Below are 13,452 nucleotides of genomic sequence, written 5' to 3' on the forward strand. Positions count from 1 at the left end.
ATGCATGTCCACCGCTGAACCGCAGCAGAACCACAAGTTCACCTGGAGCTCTCCATGAAGGTCATCGTCCTCGGCGCCGGCATCATCGGCATCCACACCGCCTGGTACCTGCTGGACCAGGGCCACGAGGTCGTCGTCGTCGACCGGCAGCCCGACGCGGCGCTGGAGACCAGCTTCGCCAACGGCGCGCAGATCTCGGTCTGCTTCTGCGAACCCTGGGCCAACGCCGGCGCGCCGTTCAAGGTCGCGAAGTGGCTGCTGAAGGACGACGCGCCGCTGCTGTTCCGCCCGCGCCTGGATCCGGCGCAGTGGCGCTGGGGTCTGTCCTTCCTGGGCCAGTGCACGACGGCGGCGTTCGAACGCAACGTCGAGCAGCTCGTGCGTCTGGGCCGCTACAGCCACGAGTCGCTGCAGTCGCTCGTTGCTGAAACGGGCATCGAGTACAACCGCCTGCAGAAGGGCATCCTGCACTTCTTCGGCAGCGAGGCCGACTTCGAGGCCGGCGCGCAGGGCGCCGAGATCATGCGCCGCCACGGCGTCGACCGCCGCGTGCTGAGCCGCGACGAGGTCCTGGCGATCGAACCGGCGCTGCGCTCGGCGCAGCACGCGGTGTTCGGCGGCACCTACACGCCGAGCGATGAATCCGGCGACGCGCGCGTCTTCACCCAGGCGCTGGCGAAGCTGGCCGAGAAGCGCGGCGCGCAGTTCCTGTGGAACCACGACATCGTGACGCTGCAGCCTCAGGGCGGCGCGCAGGGCAACGAGATCGCCGGCGTGCAGATCCAGTCGCGCGAGACCGGCCAGACGCAATGGCTGAAGGGCGACGCCTACGTCGTGGCGCTGGCGTCGTACGCGCCGGCCCTGACGAAGTCGCTGGGCGAGCACCTCAACATCTACCCGGCCAAGGGCTACTCGGCCACGCTGCGGCTGAAGAAGCCGGAGCAGGCCAGCACCGTCAGCCTGCTGGACGACGCGCGCAAGATCGCGATCTCGCGCCTGGGTGACTTCGTCCGCATCGCCGGCACGGCGGAACTGGTGGGCCTGGACACCAGCCTGGACAGTCCGACCTCCAAGGTCCGCTGCGAGTCGCTGGTGCGCCGCTACGAGGAACTGTTCCCCGGCGTCGCCGATCTGTCAGAGCCGAACTTCTGGACCGGCCTGCGCCCCAGCACGCCGACCAACGTGCCCTACATCGGCCGCAGCCAGAAGGCGTCCAACCTGTGGATCAACGCCGGCCACGGCACGCTGGGCTGGACGCACGGCGCGGGCTCCGGCCGCGCGCTCGCGGAACTGATGAGCGGGAAACGTCCGGAACTGGACTTCGGCTTCTACGGCGACGCGCTGCCCGCCAAGGCGGTCCGCAACTTGCAACCGGCCTGATCCGACCGAACCCCTGACGGCGTCATCCGGGCGCCCGAACCCCTGAAACCAGGGCGCGGCTAGAATCCGCGCCCTTTTCGCATTTCCGCCGCGCCGCCATGTCCTCTCCGCTTTCCGACCTGCCGCGCGATTTCTGCGCCATCGACTTCGGCACCTCCAATTCGGCGGTCGCCGTGCCCGACGCAGGGCGCCCGGGCGCGATGCGCCTGGTGCCGCTCGAAGACGGCAAGGTGACCATGCCGACGGCGGTCTTCTACTTCGCCGAGGGCCGCCACGACGCCGACGGCCCGCCGCGCGCCTTCGGCCGCGCGGCCATGAGCGCCTATGTCGAGGGCACCGACGGGCGCCTGATGCGTTCGATGAAGAGCATCCTCGGCTCGAGCCTGATCGACCAGGTCACCGACGTCGGCGGCGGCCGCGGCGTGAAGTACATCGACATGCTCAGCGGCTATCTCAAGCGTCTGCGCAAGCAGGCCGGCGCGTCCGATGCCGGCGGCCATGAACCGCGCCGCGTCGTGCTGGGCCGGCCGGTCTACTTCGTCGACGGCGAACCCGAGCGCGACGCCGCGGCGCAAGCCTCGCTGGCCGCGGCGGCGCGGGCGGTCGGCTTCGAGGACGTGCATTTCCAGTTCGAGCCGATCGCCGCGGCGTTCGACTTCGAGCAGCAGGCCGATCGCGAACAGCTCGTGCTGGTCGCCGATATCGGCGGCGGCACGTCCGACTTCTCGATCGTGCGCGTCGGCCCCGACCGCGCGAAGCGGCTGGACCGCCGCGACGACATCCTGGCCAGCCACGGCGTGCACATCGCCGGCACCGACTTCGACCGCCACATCGAGCTGACCGGCATCCTGCGTGAATTCGGCTACCGCGCGCTCGGCCCCGCCAAGCCCGGCCAGACGCCGCGCGAAGTGCCCAGCGGCGTCTACTTCGACCTCGCGACCTGGCACCTGATCAACACCTGCTACAGCCCGCAGCGCGTGCTGGAGCTGCGCAACATGAAGGGCTTCTACGGCGATCCGCGCCACCATCAGCGGCTGATGACGGTGCTGGACGAGCGGCTCGGCCACGAGCTCGCGAACCGCGCGGAAGACGCCAAGATCGAAGTCGCCGGCGGCGGCGACTGCGTGATCGACCTGCAACTGATCGAGTCCGGCCTGACCGTGCCGCTCTCCGAAGCCGTGGCGCTGGAATCGCTGCGCGGCGACATCGAACGCATCGCGCAGGCCGGCCGCGAGACGGTCGAACGTGCGGGGCTGAAGCCGTCGGACATCGACGCGCTGTACTTCACCGGCGGCTCGACCGGCCTGACCGTGCTCGCCGATCGCATCGCGGCGGACTACCCCGACGCCAAGACGGTGCGCGGCGACCGTTTCGCGTCGGTCGCGACCGGTCTGGGCCTGCATGCGGCGCGTCTGTTCGCTGCGTGATCCGGACGTGAGGCCGCGGGCCTGAAACCTCGGGATCACCCGGAGGGCTGACGTCGGACATCGGGGGAGGGCGCTGCTAGATTGCCGCCTTCCTCTGTCTTCACGGTGTCGACACATGCCCAAGCCTCGCGCCTCGTCGCTGATCCCGCTGACCCTGTCCCTGTCCGCCGCGTTCGGCGGTCTCTCCGCGGTCGCGGCGCCAGCGGAAGAGGCGGCGTCAAGTTCGGCCCAGACCGCGGCCCTGACCTCCGCCGCGACCCTGGCGCAGATCTATCAGCAGCCCTCCGAGGCGATCCGCGCGGTGCTCGATGCCAAGGCTCTGCCGGTCTACCAGGTGTCGCCGGACCAGCGCACGCTGGCGATCGTCGTCAACCGCAAGTCGCGCGTGATCGCCGAGCTCGCCCGGCCCGTGCTGCGCCAGGCCGGTCTGCGCTACGACCCGGCGACCGACAGCCCGCAGCTGATCGTCGCGATCGAGTCGCTGTTGCTGCGTCCGCTCCAGAACGGCGCGGACGGCGTCGCGCGTCCCGTCGTGCTGCCTGCGGGCGGCGCGTTCCATCACCTGCGCTTCTCGCCCGATGGCAAGCGGTTCCTGCTGAACCGCCGCACTGACACGGCCGTCGAGCTGTGGGTCGGCGACGTCGCGACGGGCAAGCTCAAGGCGGTGCCCAAGCTCAAGCTGCACACGATGCTCGAGAACGACGTCGTGTGGCTCAACGACCATGAACTGGTCACGCTGACGGTGCCGGCCAAGCGCGGTGCCGCTCCAACCTTCGCTGCGCCGTCGGGTCCTTCGATCCAGGAATCCATCGCGCGCAACTCGCCGGAGCGTACGCAGCAGGACCTGCTGACCAATGCGCAGGAGGCGGCCGTCTTCGCGCATCACGCGACCTCGCAGCTGGCGCGCATCGACCTGAACACCGGCGCGGTGAAGCCGGTCGGCGAGCCGGGGATCTTCAGCCACCTCGAGGCGCTCGGAACGCCGGGTCAGGTCTTGACGATGCGGCTGCTGCCGCCGTTCAGTTACCAGGTGGGCTGGGACGATTTCGCGGCCCAGGCCGAAGTGCGCGGCGTCGACGGCAAGGTCGCCTCCATCGGCAAGGTGAAGCTGAAGGAAGGCGTGCCGGTCGAAGGCGTGATCACCGGCCCGCGCAACTTCTTCGCCTCGCCCGGCACGGACGGCGCGGTGTACTGGGTCGAGGCGCTGGACGGCGGCGACAACCGCGCCCAGGTGCCGCATCGCGACCGGCTGATGCGCCTGGACGCGCCGTACATCGGCGAGGCGCGCGAGGTGCACCGCGTGCCGCAGCGGCTCTCGCGACTCGAGTTCCTCGAAGGCGGCCGGCAGGCGCTGGTGCAGGACTTCGACCTGACGAAGATGCGCACGTCGACGGCGCTCGTCGCCATGGACGGGGCCTCACCGGCGCAGTCGCTGATCGAGCGCTCCGTGCGGGACCGCTATCGCGACCCCGGCACGCCGGTGCATCGCATGCAGTCGACGGGACGCGCGGTCGTGCGCCTGGACGGCGATGCGATCTGGTACTTCGGCACCGGCGCGAGCCCCGAAGGCGACAAGCCCTTCATCGACCGGCTCGTGCTGGCGGACAACAAGAAGACGCGGGTGTTCCAGTCCGGCTCCGAAGCCAACGGCGGCGACAGCGCGCACTACGAGCGCCCGCTGGCCGTGCTCGACACCGAGGGAGCCCGCGTCCTGACCGTGCGCGAGAGCGTCAGCGAACCCGGCAACGTGATGCTGCGCGGCGGTGCCGCGCTCGCGACGGCGCAGGCGCTGACCGATGCCAAGGACCCGTCGCCGCAGCTGCGCGACATCCAGCGCGAGTTCGTCCGCTTCAAGCGCGCGGACGGCGTGGAGCTCTCGTTCTGGCTCTACAAGCCGCCGGGCTACCAGGCCGGCGAGCGTCGCCCGACCTTCGTCTGGGCGTATCCGCTGGAGTACACGGACGCCTCGACCGCGGGCCAGGTGAGCGGTTCCGGCAACCGCTTCAACACCTTCGCGAACACCAGCCCGCTGATGCTGCTGCTGGACGGCTATGTGGTGCTGATGGACGCGACCATGCCGGTGGTCGGCGATCCGAAGACGGTCAACGACAGCTTCATCGCGCAGATCACGGCCAACGCGCAGGCGGTCATCGACAAGGCGGTGGAACTGGGCGTCAGCGACCGCGAGCACATGGTCGTCGGCGGGCACAGCTACGGCGCGTTCATGACGGCCAACCTGCTGGCGCACACCCACCTTTTCAAGGCGGGCATCGCGCGCAGCGGCGCCTACAACCGCAGCCTGACGCCCTTCGGCTTCCAGAGCGAGCGCCGCACCTACTGGGAGGCGCAGGACGTCTACCAGAAGCTCTCGCCGTTCAACTACGCCGACAAGCTGAAGGAGCCGCTGCTGCTGATCCACGGCGAGGCGGACAACAACTCCGGCACCTTCCCGATCCAGAGCGCGCGGCTGTACCAGGCGCTGGCGGGCACGGGCGGCTCGGTGCGCTACGTGACGCTGCCGTTCGAGTCGCACGGCTACTCGGCGCGCGAATCGGTGGGGCACACGCTCTGGGAGATGAGCGAGTGGATGAAGCGCCAGGTCGGACCCGGCGCTCCGATTCCTCAGCCCTGAAGGCTGCGCGCCGACGACCTCAGCGCAGGCGACGCGGCGGCGGTCCGCCGCGGCCGCCCGGCCCCCGCGATGGCCGCCGTGCCGCTGCGGCTTGGGCGCCGGGACCGGCCGGGACACGTCGGCCAGCAGCAGGCTGGCGCGCACGAGGCTTTCGACGGCGTCGTCGAGCTCTTCCGGCGGTTCCAGGCTCTCGATCTCCTCGAGCAGCGCGTCCGCGTCCTCGAGGTCCTCGGGGTCCAGATGCATGTAGAGCTGCGCGAGCGGCTCGGTGAGCTCGGTCTCGTCCAGGTTCATCAGCGCCGGGAACAGGTCCGCGGCGAGCGCGAAGCCGGCGACCCACGGCAGCACGGTCTCGGAGGCCGACGCGTCCTCATCGAGTTCGAAGACCCACGGATCGAACCACTGGCGATCATTGATCGCCAGCCGGAGGTCGTGCTCTCGACGCTGGACGAGCTGCAGCAGCGGCCGCGCGTCGTACCGGGCGGGGGCGGGCCGGCCTTCCTCGGAGTCCAGCACCCAGCGCCACCAGTCGGACAGCGGGACCGGCTTGGGCTGCAGGATCACCGCGACCAGGAAGCCGTCGAGCATCGAGACGTCGAGCGGTTCCAGCGGCGCGGGCACCTCGTCGAGCAGGGATTGAAGCTCTTCGAGATCGGCATCGCTCCAGGCTTCGGGCGGCGCGGCGGGCGCCGTGGCGGCGGACGGCGCGGATGGCCCCGATGGTGCGAAACCGTGCTGCGGCCGCGGACCCCGCGACGGCGTGCCGGCCTTGGCAGGTCCCCCGGAAGTCTTGGGGGCGGGCCGGCGAGGCGCGGATTTGTTGGGGTGCTTGGGCGCGGTCATGGGTTGGGATTATCCGGGCGGGCCAGTCCAGGCAGGGGCTCGCCGGTCTTCCGTTCGCCGCCGCACGGAAGTCATGGTCCGGAGAGGCAAGGCTGGCGATTTTTTCGTAATGCGGAGTTGCTCTTACACCTGCTGACCATTTCATGCAGGTATCCCACCTTGAGGGGATGCCGCAGGCTCAGGGTTCGCCCTAGAGTTCATCTCACGCCCTCCAACGGCGCGGCCCGCAAGGCCCCGATGGACGGCACCGATCCCAACGACGTCCTTTCTAGGACTTGCAACGCCCGGTCAGCTCTGCTGGTCGGGCGTCCTTTTTGTGGGTCGGTCAAGAGGACCCTTCGCGACGCTACGATCCCGCGCCATGTCCACGCTGATGACTCCGCCTGAACAGGTGCATCTGGCGCCAGTGAGCGCCGACGACGCCGAAGCACTTGTCGCCCTGCGCATCGCTGCCATGCGCGAAAGCCTCGAGCGCATTGGCCGCTTCGATCCCCAGCGCGCCCGTGAGCGCTTCCTGTCTAGCTTCGACCCAGCGCGCACGCGCCACATCGTCGTCGACGGACGGCGCGTCGGCTTCGTCGTCACGACGCCGCAGACAGCGTGGCTGTCGCTCGACCACCTCTACATCGATCCGGCCAGCCAGGGCCGCGGGCTTGGCGCGGCGGTGCTGGCGGACGTCTTCGAGGAAGCGCTGCGACTCGGACTGCCGGTCAGGGTCGGCGCGCTGAAGCAGAGCGACTCGAATCGCTTCTATCAGCGGCACGGGTTCTCGCTCGTCGACGAAGGCGAGTTCGATTGCTACTACGTGCGACCCGCCGAGGCCCTCATCTCGTTGAAATCCTGGGATGCCTTGACCGATGCCGAGCGGCAGGCCGTCTCGACGCTGTCGGTGACGCAGGAACAGGTCGAATTCGCCGGCAGCGTCGAGCGCGCCATGCAGGTGTGCGATGCCAGCGCGGAGGGCCAGGTGACCGGACTGGCGATCGTGGAACAGCAGATCGTCGGCTTCCTCGTCCTGAAGCGCGGTGCGAGCCTGCCCGCCTGGGCGCAGGCGTCGGACGCCGTGATCAGCGCGATGCGGATCGACCTCGCGCACCAGGGCAAGGGTTTCGGCACCTTGGCGCTCCGTGCCGTCTTTGACTGGGTCCGGCAGCAGTGGCCGGAGGCGGCGCGTCTGGTGCTCTCGGTCGACGAAGGGAACACGCCCGGACGGCGTGCCTATGAAAAGGCCGGATTCATCGACGCTGGCGTGCGTGAGCAGGGCCGCATCGGATGGGTCCGGTACATGGCCCGGACCCTCGGATAGGGCTGGCGGCAGGCCGGCCGCGGGAGGCGGCCCTCAGTCCGTCGGCGCGGGTTGATCACGCTGGACGGCCAGCACCTGGCACGTCGCCAGCAGCGCCCGCAGTTGAGCGGCATGGAGTTCCGCCACCAGCCAGGGGCCGCGACCGACGGGATCGATGGCCACCTTCGCCGCCTGCAATGCGCGCTGGAGGTCGGCCAGCGCCTCCGGACTCGACCTCGCCTTGACGAGCACGCGCACGACTCGGGTCGGCGTAAGGTCCATGGCGGCGAGCAGCGCCTCGGCGCCTTCGATGCGATCCATCGCGGAACACTCCTGCTGTGAAGCCGCCGGGCGGGCGGCGGAGGCCGCCGTCGCGCCCGGACCTCCAGTCACCGCGCCGCCGTCTCCCGCCACCACGGCGGCCATGAACGCCAGGGCGGCGATCAGTCCGACCGGCAGGGGGACGCGGGACAGACGCGGTGACCGGGACTTCATGGCTGCGCGGTGACGATGGTGCTCGTGGCCGGATTGTTGTCCAACATCACCCAGCCCGGGCAGCTGCTGCCCGAGCACGCCGCGCCGGTCGACCGCCAGATGCGGCCGTTGCTGTGACGCTGGAACAGGCCGCTCGCGGTCGCCTCGATCTGCACTGTGGCGCCGTTGTTGTCGAGCATCGTCCAACCCGGGCAGCTGTTGCCCGAGCAGGCCGCGCCGGTCGAGCGCCAGATCTTCCCGTCCGCATGGCGCTGGAACAGGCCGCCGACATTGGCCGCGATCTCGCGCGCCGCCGGGTTGTTGTCCAGCATCGTCCAGCCGGGGCAGCTGTTGCCCGAGCAGACCACGCCGGTGGACCGCCAGATCGCGCCGGTGTCATGCAGCTGGAAAAGCTGCCCGCCCGCCGCTGCCAGCGCCTTGGTATGGGCGTTCTTGTCGAGCATCGTCCAGCCGGGGCAGCTGTTGCCCGAGCACGCCGCACCGGTCGACCGCCAGATCGCGCCGGTGTTGTGCAGCTGGTAGAGCCGCGTGCCGTCCGCGACGATGTCGATCGCGGCCGGGTTGTTGTCGAGCATCGTCCAGCCCGGGCAGCTGTTGCCCGAGCAGGCCGCGCCGGTCGAGCGCCAGATCTTCCCGTCCGCATGCCGCTGGTAGAGCGCGGTGCCGCCCGCCGCGATCTGCTTGGTCGCGGGGTTGTTGTCCAGCATCTGCCAGCCCGGGCAGGAGGCGCCGCCGCAGCGGATGCCGGTGTAGCGCCAGATCTTGCCGTCGGCATGCAGCTGGTACAGCGCGTTGCCGCCAGCCGCGATGGCGCGTGTCGCGGGGTTCGCGTCGAGCAGCACCCAGCCTGGGCACGCGGTGCCGGAGCAGGCCACGCCGGTGTGGGCCCAGATGCGGCCGTTGGCGTGCATCTGGAACAGCATGCCGGCCGACAGCGCGAAAGGCTGCGGCGCCAGCTGGTTGACGGCGGCCTCGATGTTGATCCGCCGGCGCGTGACGCCGTTGCGGCTGTCCGTGATCGCGACGCCCGTCGACTGCAGCGCGCCGAGGATGTCGTTGACGTTGGCGCCCGGCACCATCGAGCGGATCGCGGCGAAGGCGCCCACGACGTGCGGCGTCGCCATCGAGGTGCCGCTCTTCACGCCGAAGCCGCCGCCGGTCACCGACGAGTTGATGCTCGATCCCGGTGCCAGGATGTCGACCAGCGTCGAGCTGTTGGAGAAGCTCGAGATGCCGTCGGTCTTCGTCGTCGATCCCACCGTCACCGCAGTCGAGATGCAGCCTGGCGCGCTGACGCCGGTCGACGCGCCGTTGTTGCCCGAGGCGATCACCGTCGCCACGCGCGCCGCGAGCAGGTCGTCGATGACGTCCTTGCGGGCGTCCGCGTCGCAGGCTGCCGCGTTCACGCCGCCGCCCAGGCTCATGTTGGCCGCGACGATGTTGCGGGCGGCGACCCGCTCCAGCACGCGCTGCAGGCCGCGGATCTGGTCGGAGGTGAAGCTCAGGATGCAGGGCGAGGCCTTGCCCTGGCTCGCGCAGGGCGTGTTCCCCGGCGAGTCGGTGAAGCGCGAGAACACCTGCACGGCCATGATGCTGGCGTCGGGTGCCATGCCGTTGAAGGTGGTGGCGCCGCTGGCGCGGCCCGCCGCGATGCCGGCCACGTGCGTGCCGTGGTCGCAGCCGCTGATCGCGCAGGCCGCGCCGGAGCCGGCGGCGGTGCTGCTCGAGGCGCCGCCCGGGCACACCGAGGTCGAGTTGTTGGCCGCCGAGGTCGTCGAGAAGCAGGCCTCCTCCACCACGCGTCCGGTCAGGAACGGATGGTTGGACTGCACGCCGGTGTCGAGGATCGCGACCGTGGTGCCCGCGCCGCGGGCGCCGAGCGCCTGGGCCTGCGGCGCCCGCACGAGCGGGCCTGAATCGGCCAGCGTCGTCGGCACCGGCACGTCCTCGGTGAGTTCCGCCACCTCGCCGTTGGCGACGAGCGCGTCCAGCTGCGCGGCGTCCACCTCCATCACCACCAGCGCGGTGTCCGGCAGGCCCGCCACGGCCTCCGCACCGCGCGCCCGCAGACGCAGCACCAGCTGGTCACGCGCGACGCGGATGGCGGGCGTTTCGCCGAGAGCGCGCAGCGGTTCGGCACTGACGCCGTCACCGGTCGCCAGGGCGGACAGCCTGGCGATCACGCGCACCTTGCGCGGCGATTGCAAGGCCTTCGCCCGCAGCGCGGCATAGCCGGTCACGCGCAGGGTCTCCCCGGTGCGCAACTGGACGCCCGGCACCAGGTCGGTGTCCGGCCGGAGGGTTTGTGCCGCAGCCGGGTTCATGCCCAGCAGGGCGGCGGTCGCACCGCACAGGACCGCCCAGGCGGCCATGCGACGACGCATCACTGACAACGAATTCATACCTGTCTCCTGACGGCCAACATCGACCGCCCGGGGCGACTTTCGGCGGCAGTGCCGCGCGAAAAAACTGTCGCTCTAGGGATGACTGCCCCCATGGGAGGGAGGTGGAGGCCCCACAGGTAAGGGGTAGCTCCCCACTGTGGGGGAGGCTGGATGCCGGTCGGCGCCGGGGTCAATACCCCTCGCGCATGACCGCCTTGAGGTGGTCGATCAGCAAGCGCACGCCCTGTGGGGTGTGGCTGCTCCACGGGTGGATCGCGTAGATCGCATCGCCGAAGAAACCCACCGCGCGCCAGTCGGGCAACACCTCGACCAGCGTGCCCTCCCGCATCGCGTCCCGTGCGCTGAAGTCCGGCAGCAGCGCGATGCCGAGACCCGACAGCGCGCCGTCCCGCAGCACCTCGCTGTTACTTGCGCGGAAATGGCCCTGGACCGGCACGCGGATGCGATCGGGCGCCGCATCGCTCGTGCTCCGCTCGAAGAACCACTGCGCCGGCCCCGGTCGCAGGTAGGGCAGGCAGCGGTGCCGCGCCAGTTCCGCCGGATGCTGCGGAACGCCCGCCTGCTCCAGATAGGCCGGGCTGGCCGTGAGCAACGCGCGAGAGCCGCAGAGCCTGAAGGCCACATGCGTTTCCGGCGGCGCACTCGTGTGCCTGATCGCCAGGTCGAAGCCCTCCTGCGCCAGCGGCACCAGCCGGTCCGACAGGTCGAGTTCGATCCGCAGTTCCGGATAGCGCTCGAAGAACGCCGGCAGCGCCGGGGCCACGTGTTGTCTGCCGAGCGCCACCGGCGCGGTCACGCGCAGCAGCCCGCGCGGTGCGCCCGCGGCCTCGCGCGCCTCGCTCAGGCTGCGGCTCAGCAGCGCGAGGCCCGGCTCCGCCTGTTCGACGAGTCGCGACCCCGCCTCGCTGAGGCGCACTGAACGCGTCGTGCGCTGCACCAGCTGCTGCTCGAGGTGACGTTCCAGTTCGGCCACCCGCTGGCTGATCGCCGCCTTCGACAGGCCCAGCCGCTGCGCTGCCTTGGTGAAGCTCCCGAGCCGCGCCACCGCGATCAGCGCCTGCAGCTGAGACCACAGCAACTCATCCCGTGCGTCTCCTCGGAGGGGCGAGGCGCCTGCGACTTCTTGCGGAGCCGCGAGCGTGGCCGCGGCAGGCGCCTCGGTACCCAGGGCCGGAGGGGAAGGGGGCGGGAGAGAGCGCGACGGGTCATGATTGTTCAGTCTATCGAACAATGTGGTTGTCGATCTGGGCTAGGCAGGGGAGGGGACGGTGCCTAGACTCGTTCCCACCCCAACAGGTCCGCGCGGCAGCGAGGGCCCAGAAGCAGGAGACCGCCGTGACCTCGTCCGCCAACGCCCCCGCCGCCTTCACCGACGGTGCCGACATCACCCATTTCATCGCTGGCGAGCGCGTGCCGGCCACGTCCGGCCGCAGCCAGGCGGTCTTCAATCCGGCGACCGGGCAGGTGGCGCGGCAGCTCCAGCTGGGCAGCGCCGACGACGTGAACACCGCCGTCGCGGCCGCGCAGGCCGCGTTCCCCGCCTGGGCGGACGCACCGCCGCTGCGCCGCGCGCGCGTGATGTTCAAGTTCCTCGACCTGCTGAACCAGCACCGCGACCGCCTCGCCGCGATGATCACCGCCGAGCACGGCAAGGTCTTCACCGACGCGCAGGGCGAGGTCAGCCGCGGCATCGACGTCGTCGAGTTCGCCTGCGGCGTGCCGCAACTGCTCAAGGGCGACTACACCGAACAGGTCTCCACCGGCATCGACAACTGGACCACGCGCCAGGCGCTGGGCGTCGTCGCCGGCATCACGCCGTTCAACTTCCCGTTCATGGTCCCGATGTGGATGGCGCCGCTGGCCATCGCCACCGGCAACGCCTTCATCCTCAAGCCCAGCGAGCGCGATCCGTCGCCGAGCCTGGCCATCGCCGAGCTTTTCAAGCAGGCCGGCCTGCCCGACGGGATCTTCCAGGTCGTGCAGGGCGACAAGCAGGTCGTCGACGCGCTGCTGCACCATCCCGACGTGCGGGCGCTGAGCTTCGTCGGCTCCACGCCGATCGCGCAGTACATCTACGAGACGGGCGCCCGCAACGGCAAGCGCGTGCAGGCGCTCGGCGGCGCGAAGAACCACATGGTCGTCATGCCGGATGCGGACATCGACCAGGCCGTCGATGCGCTGATCGGCGCCGCTTACGGCTCGGCGGGCGAGCGCTGCATGGCGATCTCGGTGGCGGTGCTGGTCGGTGACGTCGGCGACCGCATCGTGCCGCTGCTCGCCGAGCGCGCGAAGGCGCTCAAGATCAAGAACGGCATGGCGCTCGACGCCGAGATGGGGCCGATCGTCACGCGCGAGGCGCGCGATCGCATCGAGGACTACATCGCCCACGGCGTCGAGGAAGGCGCGACGCTCGTCGTCGATGGCCGCGGCCATCGCGTCGATGGACTGCCCGACGGCTTCTTCACCGGCGGCACGCTGTTCGACAACGTGCAGCCGACGATGCGCATCTACAAGGAAGAGATCTTCGGCCCGGTCCTCGCCTGCGTGCGGGTCAAGGACTTCGGCGAGGCGCTGGACCTCGTCAACGCGCACGAGTTCGGCAACGGCGTCGCCTGCTTCACCAGCGACGGCAATGTCGCCCGCGAGTTCGCGCGTCGCGTGCAGGTCGGCATGGTCGGCATCAACGTGCCGATCCCGGTGCCGATGGCCTGGCATGGCTTCGGCGGCTGGAAGAAGAGCCTCTTCGGCGACATGCACGCCTACGGCGAAGAGGGGGTCCGCTTCTACACGAAGCAGAAGAGCGTCATGCAGCGCTGGCCCGCCAGCATCGCCAAGGGCGCCGAATTCGTGATGCCCACGAGCAAGTGAACTGCCACGGTCGCTGGCCCTCACCCCCACCCTCTCCCGCAAGCGGGAGAGGGAGTTCGACCGGCTCCCCTCGCAGCGCTGGCGCCTCTTTCCCCCTCTCCCGCTTGCGGGAGTGCC

The 13,452-nt window shown here is 70.2% G+C and carries 8 protein-coding genes and 2 pseudogenes; 6 read left to right on the forward strand and 4 right to left on the reverse strand.

The annotated features are described in order from the left end of the window. Positions 1–54: 54 nt before the first annotated feature. The 3 genes from ACQ859_RS02980 (at position 55) to ACQ859_RS02990 (ending at position 5,439) form a co-directional block, all read left to right on the forward strand. Positions 55–1,380: a D-amino acid dehydrogenase gene (locus ACQ859_RS02980; protein WP_431264550.1), complete on the forward strand. Its 1,326-nt coding sequence runs from the start codon at positions 55–57 to the stop codon at positions 1,378–1,380. A gap of 98 nt (positions 1,381–1,478) precedes the next feature. After that, entirely contained in the window at positions 1,479–2,807 is a 1,329-nt protein-coding gene (locus ACQ859_RS02985) for an Hsp70 family protein (protein ID WP_431264551.1), read from the forward strand. Between the two features lie 115 nt (positions 2,808–2,922). After that, on the forward strand, positions 2,923–5,439 hold the full coding sequence (locus ACQ859_RS02990) for a prolyl oligopeptidase family serine peptidase (RefSeq protein ID WP_431264552.1): 2,517 nt from the start codon (positions 2,923–2,925) through the stop codon (positions 5,437–5,439). A 198-nt stretch (positions 5,440–5,637) separates the two neighbouring features. Here the strand turns inward: ACQ859_RS02990 and ACQ859_RS02995 are convergent. Beyond that, positions 5,638–6,282: pseudogene (locus tag ACQ859_RS02995) on the reverse strand (YecA family protein); the annotation flags it as partial. 373 nt (positions 6,283–6,655) lie between these two features. On the opposite strand from ACQ859_RS02995, the pseudogene ACQ859_RS03000 reads away from it, so the two are divergent. After that, a pseudogene (locus ACQ859_RS03000) lies at positions 6,656–7,093 on the forward strand (GNAT family N-acetyltransferase); the annotation flags it as partial. Positions 7,094–7,216: 123 nt separating this feature from the next. Further along, on the forward strand, positions 7,217–7,588 hold the full coding sequence (locus ACQ859_RS03005) for a GNAT family N-acetyltransferase (protein WP_431266449.1): 372 nt from the start codon (positions 7,217–7,219) through the stop codon (positions 7,586–7,588). 33 nt (positions 7,589–7,621) lie between these two features. Here ACQ859_RS03005 and ACQ859_RS03010 read toward each other — a convergent pair whose 3' ends face one another. The 3 genes from ACQ859_RS03010 to ACQ859_RS03020 all read right to left on the reverse strand — a co-directional run bounded on the left by ACQ859_RS03010 (position 7,622) and on the right by ACQ859_RS03020 (position 11,545). Further along, complete coding sequence (locus ACQ859_RS03010) at positions 7,622–8,062, reverse strand: hypothetical protein (RefSeq protein WP_431264553.1); 441 nt, start codon at positions 8,060–8,062, stop codon at positions 7,622–7,624. Next, positions 8,059–10,464, reverse strand: a complete 2,406-nt coding sequence (locus ACQ859_RS03015) for a S8 family peptidase (protein ID WP_431264554.1) — start codon at positions 10,462–10,464, stop codon at positions 8,059–8,061. The genes ACQ859_RS03010 and ACQ859_RS03015 overlap by 4 nt, the downstream gene beginning before the upstream one ends. Before the next feature lie 172 nt (positions 10,465–10,636). Next, positions 10,637–11,545, reverse strand: a complete 909-nt coding sequence (locus tag ACQ859_RS03020; protein ID WP_431264555.1) for a LysR substrate-binding domain-containing protein — start codon at positions 11,543–11,545, stop codon at positions 10,637–10,639. A 152-nt stretch (positions 11,546–11,697) separates the two neighbouring features. Between ACQ859_RS03020 and ACQ859_RS03025 the strand changes: the two genes are divergently transcribed. Beyond that, a complete protein-coding gene (locus ACQ859_RS03025) occupies positions 11,698–13,335 on the forward strand; it encodes a CoA-acylating methylmalonate-semialdehyde dehydrogenase (protein WP_431264556.1) in 1,638 nt (545 codons plus the stop codon). Positions 13,336–13,452 lie beyond the last annotated feature (117 nt).

Origin of the sequence: Roseateles chitinivorans, assembly GCF_050632235.1 — a bacterium.
GTDB lineage: Bacteria > Pseudomonadota > Gammaproteobacteria > Burkholderiales > Burkholderiaceae_C > Roseateles > Roseateles chitinivorans_A.